The following is a 14,068-nucleotide window of genomic DNA, read 5'->3' as shown; positions in this document are numbered from 1 at the left end:
GGTCCGGCTCATTGCGAAACGCAATGGCACTTATACGACTGATTCTGTCCCAGAATAGCGCGAGCGGCATGACGGAGGCGTCAGACTTGACCGGTACCAGCCACGGATGTGCCGGTACCCAGCCACCCACGACGCCACCCGAACGCACCTCTTCGCCAGGACGACATGAGCTCCGCCGCCTTCCACTCGGTCCACCTTCCCAAACTCACTCTCCCCCAGGGCATCTCGCGCACGTTCCCCTCGCTGGAGAACCGCAGCTTCCGCCTCCTCCTCTCCGGCCTCCTCGTGTCGGGCACCGGCGGCTGGATCCAGCGCATCGCCCAGGACTGGCTCGTCCTGACCATGACGGACAGCCCCACCGCCGTCGGCGTGGTCACGGCCTTCCAGTTCGTGCCGACGCTCCTGCTCGGGCTGCACGGCGGCCTGTTGGCCGACCGGTTCCCCAAGCGCACCATCCTGCTCGCGACGCAGGTGTCGATGGCGCTGACCGCTGCGGCGCTGGCCGCCCTCACGCTCTCGGGCGCCGTGCAGGTGTGGCACGTGTTCGGACTCGCCTTCGTCCTGGGCGTCGTCGCGGCCGTCGACAACCCGACCCGCCAGTCGTTCGTCTCCGAGGTCGTCACCGGGCCCCAGCTGCCCAACGCGATCAGCCTCGTCTCCTGCACCTTTCAGATCGGGGCCATGACCGGGCCCGTCATCGGCGGGGTGCTGATGAGCACCATGGGAGCCGGTTACGCGTTCGCGGTCAACGCCGCCACGTTCGTCGGCCCGATCGTGGCCCTGTCGCTCATGCGCGACACCGGCCACCGTCCCGGAGCCGCCACCGCGGCCGGTGCCGCCACCGCACCCGCCACCGGGGTCGACACCGCCCAGACCGTCCAGGTGTCCGCGAGCCAGGTCGCCGCGAGCGACGTCCCGGCGAGCCCGCGCGTCCGGGACGGGCTGGCCTACGCCCTGCACACGCCGAACGTCCTGTGGCCCGTCGTCATGGTCGGCGCGTTCGGCTTCTTCACCATCAGCCTGCCGGTGACGCTGGCTGCGTTCGCCAAGAACGAGTTCCACACCGGTGCCAGCGGACTCGGCCTGCTCAACGCCATGGTCGCCGTCGGCGCCCTCGGTGGAGCCCTGGCCACGGCGCGACGCACCCGGCCGCTGCGCCTGCGCACGGTGGGGTACGCGGCGTGGGCACTGGCCGTCGCCCTGCTGCTCGCCGCCGGGGCGCGGTACCAGCTGCTGTTCACCCTGGTCCTCGTCCTCGTGGGCGCCGCCAACCTCGGGTTCCTCACCAAGGCGCAGTCGCTCGTGCAGCTGGCCGCGGTCGACCACCTGCGCGGCCGGGTCGTCGGGATCTACATGCTCGTGTTCATCGGTAGTGGGGCCATCGGCGGTCCCGTGGTCGGCTGGCTCGCGGAGGCCCACGGCGCCCGCATCGCACTGCTGGCCTCGGGCGCGGTGCCCGCGGTCGTGACGGCCGTGGTCACCCACCGGCTGGCTCGTCGCGCGGACCTGCGCCTGGGCCTGACTGCGGTGTCCGTCCGCCTCCCCCGACCGTCGGTGGTCCCGCGCAACCACTGACCCTCGCGACCACCGGACCGCGACCCTTCATATGCAACCCTGCACCGAGAGCCCTCGGTCAGAACCACCTCAGGAGGCGCTCCCGCTCCTCCCGCCGCGCCGCAAGCAGCCGACGGCCGAAGCGCACCACGGTCCAGCACCACCACCGGTCGATCTCGCAGGCGGCGACGTCCGCGCGCTCCTCCCAGTGGCGGCACAGCTCCTCCAGCTCGGCCTCGGTCAACGCCGCGCACACGTCGACGAACATCCCGGTGTGCCCCTCCAGCGGGTCGACGGTCGTCGGTCCGTCGTCGCTCACCCAGGTGTCGCCAGCCTCGATCCGGTCCACCGCACCCATACCGCGATCGTCCGCCGCCGACGCGGGCTCCGCCTCCGACGATCGACGGACCTCGTCCTCCGCCCGGCAGTGGACGACCCTGAACCCGACCGGATGTCGGTGCTGAAGTCGGGGCTCGGTGCCACCATGGTCCGCATGGGGTACGACGAGGGGGTGGCGCAGCGGATCCGGGAGCTGGTGCAGGGAGAGCTCGACGTCACGGAGAAGCGGATGTTCGGGGGCCTGGCGTTCCTCGTGAACGGCAACATGTCGGTCGCGGCCAGCGGCTCCGGCGGCCTCCTGGTGCGCCTCGACCCCGAGGACGCCGATCCGCTGCTCGACGGTTCGGTGGTCACGCCCATGGAGATGCGGGGCAGCCCGATGAGGGGTTGGCTGCGCGTCACCGAGGCGGGGTATGCCACCGACGACCAGCTCCGGGGGTGGGTGGAGCGGAGCGTCGACTTCGCCCGCTCGCTGCCGCACAAGTGAGCTGCCCACCGGCGAGGTGTCACAGAGACGACGTGTGCCTTGTCTTCACTGGTGCACGCATTCACCGAGGGTATGGAGTGGGCTCATGAGGGTCTTCGTCGCTGGAGCAACGGGCGCGATCGGTCGGCAGCTGGTGCCGCGGCTGGTCCGCGCAGGGCACGAGGTCGTCGCCATGACGCGCGACGTCGCGAAGCAGGACGCGCTGGCCGCGCTGGGGGCCAAGCCGGTGGTGGCCGACGCCCTGCACGCGGAGCAGGTCGCCGAGGCGGTCGGCACCGCCCAGCCGGATGTCGTCGTCCACCAGCTCACGTCGATCGGGGCGGTGGACCTGCGGCACTTCGACAGGGCGTTCGCCACGACCAACCGGTTGCGCACGGAGGGCACCGACCACCTCCTGTCCGCTGCCCAGGCAGCCGGGGTGGGGCGGTTCGTCGCGCAGAGCTTCTTCGCGGGGTACGAGCGCACGGGTGGACCGGTCAAGAGCGAGGAGGACTCGTTCGGGCCGCACCCCGCCAAGGAGATGCGCGAGACCGTCGCCGCGATCCGCCATGTCGAGCAGTCCGTCCTCGCGGCGACCTGGACCGAGGGCGTCGTGCTGCGCTACGGCGGGTTCTACGGGCCCGGGACGTCCCTCGGCCCCGACGGCGAGCAGACCGAGGCCGTGCGCCGGCGCCGGTTCCCCGTCGTCGGTGACGGTGGTGGCGTCTGGTCGTTCATCCACATCGGCGACGCCGCCGACGCGACGGTGGCAGCGGTCGAGCACGGCACCCGCGGGGTCTACAACATCGTGGACGACGAGCCGGCACGGGTGGCGGAGTGGCTGCCGGCCCTCGCCAGCGCCCTCGGCGCCAGGAAGCCGATGCACGTCCCCCTGGCCCTCGGACGGCTGCTGACGGGCGAGGTCGGCGCAGGGATGATGACCGAGCTGCGCGGTGCGTCCAACGCCAAGGCGCGGCGCGAGCTGGGCTGGATTCCTGCCCACCCGAGCTGGCGCCAGGGGTTCACGGAGCTGCGCGCGTGAGGCCCGGCGACTCGACTGACGAGGGGCTGCTCGACGAGCTGCGACCGACCGCGTTCGCGATCGCCTACCGGATGCTGGGTAGCGTGTCCGAGGCGGAGGACGTGGTCCAGGAGTCGCTGCTGCGGGTGCACCAGTCGCTGCAGTCCGGTGAGGAGATCGCCTCGCCCAAGGCGTACGTCGCGACGGTCACCACGCGCCTCGCCATCAACGAGCTGCGCTCGGCTCGCGTACGGCGCGAACGCTACGTCGGCGACTGGCTGCCCGAGCCGCTGGTCGCGGACTCCACCGACGACCCGGCCAGCCACGCCGAGACGGCCGACTCGCTCTCGCTCGCGATGCTGGTGCTGCTCGAGAGCCTGTCCCCCGAGCAACGGGCGGTGCTGCTGCTGCACGACGTGTTCGGGTACGGGTACGGCGAGATCACTGCCATCGTCGGCAAGTCGGAGGACAACGTGCGGCAGCTCGCAGCCCGAGCGCGTCGCCACGTGACGGAACGGCGGCCCCGGTTCCAGACCTCGCGGGAGCAGCAGCAGGCGCTGGCACAGCGGTTCTTCGCAGCCGCGCGGGCCGGGGACCTGGCGGGACTGGAGTCGCTGCTCGCCCACGACGTCGAGCTGCGGGGCGACGGTGGTGGCAAGGTGCCGGCCCTCGGCCGTTCGCTCCACGGGCGCAGCCGCGTGGCGCACACGCTGGCGAACTGGCTGCACGCGTTGGCCCGCTTCCCCGAGGTGACCATGAGTCCCGCCGAGGTGAACGGTGCCGCCGGTGCCGTCTTCCGTGACGGGCAGGACCGGGTCCTCGGCGTGTGGGCCCTGGATGTCGCGGACGGCCAGGTCACCGGCATCCACTCGATCGTCAATCCCGACAAGCTCGGCCACCTCGGTCCGGTCGGCGACGCCCTCGCGATCATCCGCGACGCCCGCTGAGATGCGTAAGATCCTGCCCGCGCGAAGGTCAGCCGTTGGCGGCTGCGGCGATCTTCACAGCCATCTCGCGGGCTCGGTCGTCCGAGATGCCGAGCTTGGTGGTGGCCACGACGACCACCGTGTCGGCCCGGGCGGACACCGGTCTGGCACCTCTGATGATCGGCTGCCCTGTCGCCACCGACGCCTGCGTGGCCGGGCGGTAGGTGGAGTCGAGGCTGCCACTGAAGACGACCCGCTTCTGGTTGACCGACGTCGTGAGGTTCCTGTCCCAGGAGTCGTGGTCTGCGGTCATGACGATGGTGACGAGCAGGGTCGACGGGTCGTCCAGGCGGGTCCCCCACGCACAGCCCCTGCTCGTCACCACAGGCTGGACGGTGCGATGGATGATCGCTTTGATCTCCGCGGCTGAGGCGTTCGCGCAGTCCGGTGGCCCCAATGGCCTGACGGGGACGGGCTTCAGGGCGCCCGTCTTCTTCGCGGTGCTCTTCGGTGCCCCACCCGACGTGTTCTTGGATGCCTGCGCAGCCTTCGTGATTAGAGCGGCAGTGGCCGGCGGCTGAACCGACGGCGCCCCTCCAGGGACTGCCGCACGCGTGAGGTCCTCGACGACCGACTCGATGATCGACGGCAGGTGGGACAACACCAGCAGACCACCGGTGACGAGTGAACCAGCCATGACCACCTTCGCCAGCCGGCGACGGATCCTGCGTGGACGGCGGAGAGGCACGACGGTGGGCGCCGAGGCCCGCGAGGACCCTGACGCCCGTGTCGTGGTCGGCACGTGGCCACCGGTCACCGGCTGGGCAGCTGCCCCCGACGGCCGACCGCGTCGACGGCGTCCTGCCCTGGGCGCGGCGGCGCCGGCCATGGCGGACAGCAGGGCCGGGTCCGTGGTCGTCGACGGGAAGTCCGTGATGACCCTCGTCGCCACGGATGGCACGACCTCGGCGGGGATGGTCACGGGCCGCCCTCGCAGCCAGCCGGGCAGGGCCGCCACGGGCACCACCCAGACGCCGCGCACCATTCGGGGCTCGCCGAAGTCGTCGGCGTGCCCGCCGGCTAGGCAGAGCACGGGGGTCACGGGGCGGTCGGTTTCGGCGGCCATGTAGGCGGCCATGCCGTGGACCTTGGTCAACTCTGCGGCGAGGCTGACGCTCTCGACCCGGCCGTTGCGGTGCCGGTGCTGGAAGAGACCGCCGTCGTGCTCGGTCACCCTGCCGGCCCGGTTCTTGGCGTCGACGAGGTAGATACCCGTCATGCCGACGACGACGTGGTCGAGGTTGGCCTGGGATCGGCCCGGACGCAGCAGGCGGTCGTGCACGACAGTCCACCCGGCGGGCAGGGACGACAGTGCGGCAGCCACGCGACGCTCGCCTTCGGCACCCGCCGCCCAGCGCGCCGCCTCGTCCGTCAGCTTCCTGGCCTGCTCGTCGGCACTTCCCCCGGGCGTTCCCACGCGGACGATGGTGCCCCGACGGCCCAGGTCCCGGGGGCGCTTTCGGACAAGTCCCACGGTGTTTCCGATCACCGATCTGTCCGGATTCACCGGTGCGAAGGCGCGTCGCGCTCTAGCATCGCGCTGACGAATGGCTGGGACGTGGGGGCAGGTGCGGTGGGGATCGAGGAACCCGTGGAGATGATCCACGTGGAGGGGCCGACGCAGTGCCGCTGCGGTGAGCCGTTGAGAGCAGGCGAACGCGCAGGACTGGTCGGCGACGACCCCGCCCCGACGTGCCTGTGGTGCCTGGCCGACCTGCAGGCGGGACGGCCGCGCCCGGCGCGTCGCAAGGGCACCCAGCAGTGGGAGACCACGACCCGAGCGGCCTTTCCGGGCTCCTCCCCCGTGCCGTCGTCGGTCACCGACCTCGTCCACGCGCGCCGTGGCAGGGAGCGGCGCACGCGGCGTACCCGGTCCAGCGGGGGCCCGCGGACCGCCATCACCCTCCTCGTCACCGCACTCGTCGTCGAGCTGGCGCTGTGGGGGCGCCCCCTGCTCTTCCACGACGTGCCGAGCACCTCGGCGATCACGGGCGTGACCGTCGGCAGCCATGGCATCGACTTCGCGCAGCCGGCGCCGGTCCAGGTCGACGTCGGTGGTGGCATCAGGGCCATGTGGCCGCCGGTGCCGGCGGACGCGAAGGACGAGCCCTTGGGGCGTCCACCGTTCAGCCGCTCGACGTCGACCGACTACGCGTTCATGCAGCAGACCAGCGGGCCCACCAGCGCCCCCGTGGCCTGGGACCCGTGCCGACCCATCCACCTCGTGGTCAACGCGGCCGAGGCGCCGGCAGGCGCTGATCGGCTCCTCCTCGAGGCGGCGAGCGAGGTGAGCCGGGCCACGGGACTGCAGTTCGTCATCGAGGGCCCGACCGACGAGGTGCCTCATTCCGACCGCCAACCCGTCGACAGCGCGCGGTACGGCAACCGGTGGTCACCCGCCCTGGTCGCCTGGACGACCCCGGCGGTCGTGCCCGAGCTGGCGGGCCGCGTGGCGGGGATCGGTGGCCCCCGCGGCGCGACCTACGCCAAGAACGTCGACAAGCACTGGGTCAGCGGCATCGTCTTCCTCGACGGGCCGACCTTCGTGGACATCCTGCGCCGCAGCGACGGCTGGGCGCAGGCGCGCGCGATCGTCATGCACGAGCTGTCACACATGGTCGGCCTGACCCACGTGCAGAAGCCGGACGAGCTGATGTACTCCGACAACAACGGGCGGACGACCTTCGGGAAGGGCGACCTGGAGGGTCTGCGACGTCTCGGCGTCGGGCGCTGCTTCACCAAGTAGCGAGCGGTCTCACCACGTCGGACGGTCTCACCGCGTAGCCGCGGGGCGACCGGACCTGTGTCCGGCCGCCCCGCGGCATGCCCGTGCTGGTTGGACCAGCGGGAGAGATCAGGCGACGCGCGTCTGGGGCGCGGTCTCCTTGGTCATGCCGGGGTCACGCACGACGATGTCGCCGAGGGCCTCGTCGATCGCCTTGAGCTGCGCGTCCTCGAGCTTCACGCCGGCGGCCTTGACGTTCTCCGCGACCTGCTCGGGACGCGAGGCGCCGACGAGCGCGGCGGCGACGTTGTCGTTCTGCAGCACCCAGGCGACGGCGAGCTGCGCCATCGACAGGCCTGCCTCGTCGGCGATGGGCTTGAGCTTCTGCACGCGGGTGAGGACGTCGTCGTTCATGAACCGCTTGATCATGTCGGCGCCGCCCTTCTCGTCGGCGGCGCGCGAACCCTCCGGCGGCTTCTGGCCCGGCTGGTACTTGCCGGTCAGCACGCCCTGCGCGATGGGGCTCCACACGATCTGGCTGACGCCGAGCTCCTTGCTGGTGGGGACGACCTCGTCCTCGATGACGCGCCACAGCATGGAGTACTGCGGCTGGCTCGAGATGAGCTGGATGTTGAGCTCCTTGGCGAGCTTAACGCCCTCGCGGATCTGGTCGGCGGTCCACTCGCTGACGCCGATGTAGAGCGCCTTGCCCTGGCGGACGACGTCCGCGAACGCCGTCATCGTCTCCTCCAGCGGCGTCTCGGTGTCGTAGCGGTGCGCCTGGTAGAGGTCGATGTAGTCGGTCTGGAGCCGCTGGAGGCTGCCGTTGATCGACTCCATGATGTGCTTGCGCGACAGGCCGGTGTCGTTCTTCCCGCCGGGGCCAGTCGGCCAGTAGACCTTGGTGAAGATCTCCAGGCTCTCGCGCCGCTCGCCCTTGAGGGCGTCGCCGAGGACCGTCTCCGCCTTGGTGTTGGCGTAGACGTCGGCGGTGTCGAACGTGCTGATGCCCGCGTCGAGCGCCGCGCGCACGCACTGCGTGGCGACGTCGTTCTCGACCTGCGAGCCGTGGGTGAGCCAGTTGCCGTAGGTGATCTCCGAGATCTTGAGACCACTGTTGCCGAGGTATCGGAATTCCATGTTTCAACCGTATGCCGCCCGGCCGACAGCCGCGCGGCGGGCCCCCGCCCAGCGCATGGCTGGGACCCGCCGAGGTCAACGGCGGGTACGGAGCGGGCTCATGGTCGAGGAGGCAGCGGTCGGCGCTCGGTCCGCCACTCGGCGACGGCGGTGTCGTACGAGTCGGGTGTCAGGTCCCACTCGACCCTCGCCCGTCCCCCGGCACGACGCACCCGTCCGCCGTAGCGGTGACGGTGCACGACGCTGTGATGGGCGCGGCACAGCAGGGCTGCGTTGTCGACATCGGTGGGACCGCCGTCGGCCCAGTGCACGAGGTGGTGCGCGTCCGTCCAGGTCGCCGGCTTCGAGCACCGGGGGAACGTGCAGTGCTGGTCGCGCAACCACAGGTGGCGGATCTGCGCCCTGTCGAACAGCCGCCTCGCCACGCCCTGGTCGAGGACCTCGCCGTCGGTGCCGAGCACGACCGGGACGACCTGCGCGTCGCAGGCAAGCCGCCGAAGCGTCCCCGCCGTGAGCACCTCACCTGCCATGGTCACGCCGGCACCACGGCAGTGCTCCTGCAGGACGTCGAGGCCGACGGTCACCACGAGGCTCACCTTGGCCTGACGCGGAACGCCGGCCGGGGCGCCCACGGCGCGCGAGACGAGGTCCAGCAACGCATCTGCCCTGCGAGCAGCAGGAGTCCGTGGGTCGTGCTCGCCGGTGTCCTCGTCGGGACGCGGCTTGGCCAGCGCATCCACAGCGGCATCGACGATGGCCGCGCCCTCCTCGTCGAGGACCAGGACGTAGCGCGCCATACCGACGGGCCCGCGGCCCTTGACCAGGGACCGGTGGGCACGGCGCAGCTCGGCGTCGCGCTCGACCAGCCGGTCGGGTCGAGCCACCTCGCCGGCGTGGCGGATGGCCCGTGCGAGCGCCTGGTCGCTGAGCCCGCTGGCACCCCGGGCCGCGTCGACGAGCAGTGCCGTCCCATCGGCCAACGACTCGGCATCCGTGAGGCCGCGGATCGACGTGTGGAACCGCACGATCTGGGCGGCCTTGCCCACCGGCAGGGCCTCGGACCGCTCGTCGGGGCAGCTCGACGTGGCCGCGACGACCGCCTCCACGACGTCGTCCAGGCGTCGCTCGTCCGAGGCCACCGCGCCTGCCACCTCGTCGGCCTCCAGGAGGTCGCGCATGGGCAACAGCGGCGCCATCGCCCGCGCCCAGTCGACCGGTCCCCACCCGTCGCCACTGCCGAGGCTGCGCCGCTTCGCCTCGGCGAGGACGAGGACCATCTGTGCCCTCACGGTGGCGGCGACGTCGCCCAGGACCGTCAGAGCCTGCGCGACCTCCTCGTCCCGCAGCGCCCACAACCGCTCCGGGGTGCCCTGGTGCAGGACGCCGCGGGCCAGCGTCGCGCTACCCACCACCGGGCGGCCGAGGCCGCTCGCGGTGAGGGTCACGGCCCCCGGACTGATCGCCATACGAACAACCTATCGGCGACCACTGACAACGCCCGCGGACGACGAATCACGCCATGCGGCAGGGCCTTTCGCGACCGCATGAGGACCAGGAGAACGACCCGGCAAGGCCCAGACCGCTCGACACTCCCCCGCCGTCAGCTGCTCGGCACTCCCCCGGCGAACCGGCCGAGCGCGTCCTCCCAGTGCTGCTGGTCGCCCCGCGGGTCACCGGCGATGCCGCGACCTTCATGGAAGAGCTCGACCTTCGTGCGGTCACCATCGGGACGCAGCTGCACGTCGACCATGCTGAGCGGCCCGTCCTCGTGCGGGTGCCACGTGACACGGAGCTGCTCGACGGGGTGCACGCTGCGCACGACGCCGTACGACCCGTCCCCCGCCCGCCACGGCTCGCCCTTGTTGCCGATGCGCGCGCCCTCGCCGAGGAGCGCCTCGGTGCCGGCGGGGCTGATCAGGTGCTGCCAGACCTGGACGGCCGGCGCGGGTACCGCGTGGCTGGCGTGCACGCCGGCCTCCAGGTCGGAGTCGTCGGTGTCGTCGGCGACCGTGTCGGGCTCACTGCTCATGGGAGACCTCCGTCCGCGTGGCCGCGCCCCGGGTGGGCGTGACCCACAGAAGACAGTCGACCGCGTGGGGAGACCCCGGGGCAACCCCCTGCGACCGTATTCAGCGCTGCGCCTCTCAGTGAGCCTGCGCACGGAGCGTGTGGCGCCCGGTGTGCCGCGGACGGGCGTCCCGCAGCTCGGAGGCCACCGAGATGGCGAAGAGCAGGACGAACCCGGCACCCATGACCCAGGTCAGCGGGCGGTCGGTGAGGAACTCGCGCCGGGCCCGAACCGCGGCCACCAGCATCAGCGCGAACATCACCAGCAGGACCCGTCGCATCAGCCGGACCGTCTGCCAGCGGTCGTCGACCAGCACACCGATCCCGGCCGCGCCGAGGCAGAAGACGGCGCCGACCACCCGGCACGTCAGCGGGGTGAGGAGCCACGGCCACACGGTGACAGCCCGCGCAGGCGCGAGGAACATCAGGACGCCCGTCACGACCGACAGCGCGCCCAGGCCGGCCACGACCGCCCGGGGCACCCGCTCGAGGCGGGCTTCGTCGGGCCGCGGCTGGGCGGCATACCGCTGGTTGGCGAACCAGGCCCAGACGACGAGCACCGGCGCGGTGAAGTAGAGCCCGGCCCAGAGCCAGAAGGAGAGCTTGCCGTGGGAGAACTTGTCCCAGTGCAGCACCGTCGCGACACCCAGCAGCGTCGCGAACAAAGCCACCGAGACGAAGCCCATTCGCACTGCAGCCCAACGCCTTTCGACGAGGAGCACACGCAGGAAGAACCAGCAGCCGCCGAGGTAGGCGGACGCGAGCAGCATCGAGGTCATGTGCGACTGGATCGGCCACGCCCACAGGCGCGCCGTCGAGCCCGGGAAGCCGTAGAGCACCACGAACGCCACGAGCAGGAAGGGTGCGATGAAGGCCGCGAGGGCTCGCGTGGTGGTGAGTACCCGGTCGTCGCGCCTGGTGTCGGTAGCCATGGTCATGCTCCTGTCGGGAAACGCGAGACCGCGTCGAGGAGAGCCGCGTACGAGGCCACGAGGGCTCGGCGTTCGGCGGCGAGTCGCGGGTCGGCGAGGTCACAACCGGCGGCGACCCAGGCGTCCGAGTGGTCCATGGCCTCGGCGCGACACCTGGCCGCAACCGCCATGGACTCGCGGGGCGCGGAGTAGACGTGGGAGTAGAGGTCGACGAGGGCACGCTCGAGGTCGTCACGCGTCGGTGCGCCGTCAGCCGCGGTGCCGCGCTGGTGGGCTCGGTGGATGCGCCACCACTCGACCTCGAGCTCGGCGGCGCGGACCGGGTCGAAGGTGAGGTCGGAGTGGGCAAGGACCAGCCGGTAGAAGCGCAGCATCGCGGCGCGCGCGGCGTCAGGGTCGTTGTGCGGCAAGGGAGCCCACGCCTGGTTGGCTCGCAGCACGTGCCAGGCCGCGACCAACGTCAGCCGCGGACCGAGGCCGAAACCCGCGTCGACCATGCCGACGAACGCCTTCAGCGCGGGCCACCACTCGCGGCGGTAGTAGGCCGCCCACGCTCTCGTCTCGAGGTGCCCCAGGGCGACTGCGTCGAAGTCTCGCGGACTGTGACGACGCAAGCCGTGGCCACTCCCACTACGGCGACCGGGCACCGCGCACCTGGCTTCCCGGCCGGCCGCGACCGTGACAGCCGCTGACAGCGCCGGCCCCACGTCGGATACTAGTCGCGCAGGGACACCTCGTCAGGGGGTCGGATGCTCCACCACGTGCCAGGTCGCGACATCGGCGACGTCGTCGCGGCCATGGATGCCCGGCTCGTCCGCATGCCTCCCGAACGCGCCGCGCAAAGGCTGTTCCTCGAGACCTACCGCCGGACGACCCTGGCCGTCGGGAAGGCCGTCGACGACGCGCAGTTCGAGGACCCCGAGTGGGTCGAGAGGTGGGACGTGGTGTTCGCCGACCTGTACCTCGCGGCGCTCGACCTCGACCTCGAAGGCAGCCCTGACGTGCCTCGTCCGTGGCGCCTTGCGTTCGACGCGCCCGCCGGCCTCCCCGCCCTGCGGCACGTGCTGCTGGGCATCAACGCGCACATCAACTACGACCTTCCGCAGGCGCTGCTGGCCGTGATCAGTGACGACGAGTTCGCCGACCCGGTGCTGGTGGCCCGACGGTCCCGCGACCACGAACGCATCGACGGGGTCCTTTCCGGCCGCGTCGCGGCGGAGGATTCGGAGCTCGGAACGGTGTCCCCGCCATCGTTCGCCGACCGGCTCCTCCAACCGCTGAACCGGTTGAGCTCCAAGCGATTCCTGCGCGAGGCGCGACAGAAGGTGTGGCACAACACGATGGAGCTCCAGGCCTCTCGACTGGTCGGCGAGGACGCGTATCGCGCGCGGCTGGGCGAGCTCGAGGTGCTCAGCGCCGCCCGCATCGCCGACTTGCTGGCGCCCGGTCAGGTCCTGCTGCGGCTGGCGGTGGCCGGATTTGGGGTGACGTTGCCGCCACCACGCTGAGGTGTGGCGCACGTCTTGCGCTGCTGTCCGATTCGTCCACATCAAGAGGCTGCGCTGGTTAGCTCGTTGCCGTGAAGATCCGGAAGATCCACCGCCGCGAGGGTCGCCGCAGGGCGATCGGCGGGCTGGCTGCCGTCGGGCTCGTCGTGGGTCTCCCCTTCGTCCTGCGCGGACTGACGATCTGGCTGCGCCAGGACAACCCGCGGGGCATCCCGATCCTGGTCGTTGGCGTGGTCATCATCGGCGCCTGCCTGGCTGGCCTCAAGTGGGTCGGCAGCACCTGGCAACGAGCGGTGACAGCCGACGCCGAGGAGGCGAGGGCGCTCGGTGTGCCAGCCCTGCCGTTCGGCGCCGAGCCGCTGGAGGGCGGGGTGGTGCTGCGACCGCGAGCTGCGATCCGCGTGACACCGGGACTGCTGGTCGTGCTGATGCTGCTCACCGGGTGGGGCATGTCGGAGGACGGTCTTCCGATCCAGGGTGGCGTCGTCCTGGTGGGCGCCGGGGCCATGGCGGTGCTGTGGTGGTGGACGCGGACCTACGAGCTGTGCCTGGACCACTCGGGCATGTGGCGCCGTCGTCGCCCGCGGTGGCGCTTGGCGTGGTCGGACCTCGGCCGCGTGGATAACAAGTCGATGAGCGCCATGTGGTATCCGAACAAGCCGGACGACCTCATCGTCCACGGCCGCATCACGACTCCCCGAGGACTAGTGAAGGAGTCCGTGCGGGTGCGCTGCAACTTGCTCGCGATCATGCCGTCGGACTTCCGGGCGCTGGCCCAGCAGTACGCCGACGGCACTCCCGTCGCCCCTCCCGGACGTCACGAGAAGGCTCCCGGCGTCCGATAGCGGCCCCTGGGCTCAGTTGGAGACGAGCCTGGCTTCGGCGGTCCGGACCTCGAGCGGCTCGTCTGCGCCGCGAACGACGACCTGGGCTGGGATGTCGACCCAGGCGCCGCCTGCCACCCGGAACTGACCGCCGTACGTCACGTCGGCGCGGACCGCGAACGTCCCGGCCTTCGCGTACGCGCGTGACACGTCACCGGTGGGATAGGGCCCACCCAACGAGCTCGTCGGCCCGCTGGTCGTGCCGTCGCCGTAGACGTAGGTCACCGAGCGCATCGTCGGGCGGATCTCGACCTGGAAGCCCGCCATCCGCGCCGGGTTCGGTCGGTCGATCTCGCCGGGCTGGAACCCTGAACTCGGCCACGCCACCTCGAAGTAGGTCGGCAGGGTCACCAGGGTCACGTTGCCCTTCGGCTGGACGGACAGCTGAGCCTTCGTGAAGTCCGTGTCGTGGAACGCCGCCACGACCATCTGCATGGTCAACGCTG

15 protein-coding genes are annotated in these 14,068 nt (G+C 71.4%); 7 read left to right on the top strand and 8 right to left on the bottom strand.

Features of this window, described 5'->3' with window-relative positions; genetic code table 11:
• The first annotated feature begins 165 nt into the window (after positions 1-165).
• Positions 166-1,575 carry an MFS transporter gene (locus AB4Z02_RS07200; protein ID WP_441970171.1) on the top strand — a complete coding sequence of 470 codons (1,410 nt, stop codon included), beginning with the start codon at positions 166-168 and terminating at the stop codon, positions 1,573-1,575.
• 58 nt (positions 1,576-1,633) lie between these two features.
• Here the strand turns inward: AB4Z02_RS07200 and AB4Z02_RS07195 are convergent, their stop codons facing one another.
• Positions 1,634-1,912, bottom strand: a complete 279-nt coding sequence (locus tag AB4Z02_RS07195; RefSeq protein ID WP_441970170.1) for a hypothetical protein — start codon at positions 1,910-1,912, stop codon at positions 1,634-1,636.
• 69 nt (positions 1,913-1,981) lie between these two features.
• Between AB4Z02_RS07195 and AB4Z02_RS07190 the strand changes: the two genes are divergently transcribed.
• The 3 genes from AB4Z02_RS07190 to AB4Z02_RS07180 all read left to right on the top strand — a co-directional run bounded on the left by AB4Z02_RS07190 (position 1,982) and on the right by AB4Z02_RS07180 (position 4,327).
• Positions 1,982-2,380, top strand: a complete 399-nt coding sequence (locus AB4Z02_RS07190) for a TfoX/Sxy family protein (protein WP_441970169.1) — start codon at positions 1,982-1,984, stop codon at positions 2,378-2,380.
• Between the two features lie 85 nt (positions 2,381-2,465).
• Positions 2,466-3,401 carry an NAD-dependent epimerase/dehydratase family protein gene (locus AB4Z02_RS07185; protein WP_441970168.1) on the top strand — a complete coding sequence of 312 codons (936 nt, stop codon included), beginning with the start codon at positions 2,466-2,468 and terminating at the stop codon, positions 3,399-3,401.
• Positions 3,398-4,327 (top strand): RNA polymerase sigma-70 factor, encoded by a 930-nt coding sequence (locus AB4Z02_RS07180; RefSeq protein ID WP_441970167.1) that lies wholly within the window; start codon positions 3,398-3,400, stop codon positions 4,325-4,327. The genes AB4Z02_RS07185 and AB4Z02_RS07180 overlap by 4 nt, the downstream gene beginning before the upstream one ends.
• Before the next feature lie 28 nt (positions 4,328-4,355).
• On the opposite strand, the gene AB4Z02_RS07175 is transcribed toward AB4Z02_RS07180, so the two are convergent.
• Positions 4,356-5,783, bottom strand: coding sequence for a nuclease-related domain-containing protein (locus AB4Z02_RS07175; protein ID WP_441970166.1), 1,428 nt, complete (start codon positions 5,781-5,783; stop codon positions 4,356-4,358).
• Positions 5,784-5,963: 180 nt separating this feature from the next.
• On the opposite strand from AB4Z02_RS07175, the gene AB4Z02_RS07170 reads away from it, so the two are divergent.
• Entirely contained in the window at positions 5,964-7,112 is a 1,149-nt protein-coding gene (locus AB4Z02_RS07170; RefSeq protein WP_441970165.1) for a peptidase, read from the top strand.
• A gap of 108 nt (positions 7,113-7,220) precedes the next feature.
• Here AB4Z02_RS07170 and AB4Z02_RS07165 read toward each other — a convergent pair whose 3' ends face one another.
• The 5 genes from AB4Z02_RS07165 to AB4Z02_RS07145 all read right to left on the bottom strand — a co-directional run bounded on the left by AB4Z02_RS07165 (position 7,221) and on the right by AB4Z02_RS07145 (position 11,844).
• Entirely contained in the window at positions 7,221-8,231 is a 1,011-nt protein-coding gene (locus AB4Z02_RS07165) for an aldo/keto reductase family protein (RefSeq protein ID WP_441970164.1), read from the bottom strand.
• A 98-nt stretch (positions 8,232-8,329) separates the two neighbouring features.
• On the bottom strand, positions 8,330-9,697 hold the full coding sequence (locus tag AB4Z02_RS07160; RefSeq protein WP_441970163.1) for a DUF222 domain-containing protein: 1,368 nt from the start codon (positions 9,695-9,697) through the stop codon (positions 8,330-8,332).
• Between the two features lie 134 nt (positions 9,698-9,831).
• Positions 9,832-10,260: an SRPBCC family protein gene (locus AB4Z02_RS07155; RefSeq protein ID WP_441970162.1), complete on the bottom strand. Its 429-nt coding sequence runs from the start codon at positions 10,258-10,260 to the stop codon at positions 9,832-9,834.
• Positions 10,261-10,375: 115 nt separating this feature from the next.
• Complete coding sequence (locus AB4Z02_RS07150; RefSeq protein ID WP_441970161.1) at positions 10,376-11,230, bottom strand: hypothetical protein; 855 nt, start codon at positions 11,228-11,230, stop codon at positions 10,376-10,378.
• Between the two features lie 2 nt (positions 11,231-11,232).
• Positions 11,233-11,844, bottom strand: a complete 612-nt coding sequence (locus AB4Z02_RS07145) for a hypothetical protein (RefSeq protein WP_441970160.1) — start codon at positions 11,842-11,844, stop codon at positions 11,233-11,235.
• Between the two features lie 147 nt (positions 11,845-11,991).
• On the opposite strand from AB4Z02_RS07145, the gene AB4Z02_RS07140 reads away from it, so the two are divergent.
• Positions 11,992-12,738 carry a DUF5995 family protein gene (locus AB4Z02_RS07140; protein WP_441970159.1) on the top strand — a complete coding sequence of 249 codons (747 nt, stop codon included), beginning with the start codon at positions 11,992-11,994 and terminating at the stop codon, positions 12,736-12,738.
• Positions 12,739-12,809: 71 nt separating this feature from the next.
• The gene (locus AB4Z02_RS07135) at positions 12,810-13,583 is read left to right on the top strand and encodes a hypothetical protein (RefSeq protein WP_441970158.1); all 774 of its coding nucleotides are present in this window, start codon (positions 12,810-12,812) and stop codon (positions 13,581-13,583) included.
• A gap of 12 nt (positions 13,584-13,595) precedes the next feature.
• On the opposite strand, the gene AB4Z02_RS07130 is transcribed toward AB4Z02_RS07135, so the two are convergent.
• The gene (locus AB4Z02_RS07130; RefSeq protein ID WP_441970157.1) at positions 13,596-14,057 is read right to left on the bottom strand and encodes a hypothetical protein; all 462 of its coding nucleotides are present in this window, start codon (positions 14,055-14,057) and stop codon (positions 13,596-13,598) included.
• Between the last annotated feature and the right edge of the window lie 11 nt (positions 14,058-14,068).

The sequence above is a fragment of the Pedococcus sp. 2YAF34 genome (assembly GCF_052114585.1).
In the GTDB taxonomy this organism is placed as follows: domain Bacteria; phylum Actinomycetota; class Actinomycetes; order Actinomycetales; family Dermatophilaceae; genus Pedococcus.
Note: the sequence above shows the minus strand (reverse complement) of the source record. Positions and strands in the feature narration are given on the sequence as shown.

Excerpts from the sequence above, each read along its gene's own strand:
- AB4Z02_RS07200 (WP_441970171.1), top strand. The coding sequence starts at position 166 with ATGAGCTCCGCCGCCTTCCACTCGGTCCACCTTCCCAAACTCACTCTC.
- AB4Z02_RS07195 (WP_441970170.1), bottom strand. The coding sequence starts at position 1,912 with ATGGGTGCGGTGGACCGGATCGAGGCTGGCGACACCTGGGTGAGCGAC.
- AB4Z02_RS07185 (WP_441970168.1), top strand. The coding sequence starts at position 2,466 with ATGAGGGTCTTCGTCGCTGGAGCAACGGGCGCGATCGGTCGGCAGCTG.
- AB4Z02_RS07170 (WP_441970165.1), top strand. The coding sequence starts at position 5,964 with ATGATCCACGTGGAGGGGCCGACGCAGTGCCGCTGCGGTGAGCCGTTG.
- AB4Z02_RS07165 (WP_441970164.1), bottom strand. The coding sequence starts at position 8,231 with ATGGAATTCCGATACCTCGGCAACAGTGGTCTCAAGATCTCGGAGATC.
- AB4Z02_RS07160 (WP_441970163.1), bottom strand. The coding sequence starts at position 9,697 with ATGGCGATCAGTCCGGGGGCCGTGACCCTCACCGCGAGCGGCCTCGGC.
- AB4Z02_RS07155 (WP_441970162.1), bottom strand. The coding sequence starts at position 10,260 with ATGAGCAGTGAGCCCGACACGGTCGCCGACGACACCGACGACTCCGAC.
- AB4Z02_RS07150 (WP_441970161.1), bottom strand. The coding sequence starts at position 11,230 with ATGGCTACCGACACCAGGCGCGACGACCGGGTACTCACCACCACGCGA.
- AB4Z02_RS07130 (WP_441970157.1), bottom strand. The coding sequence starts at position 14,057 with ATGCAGATGGTCGTGGCGGCGTTCCACGACACGGACTTCACGAAGGCT.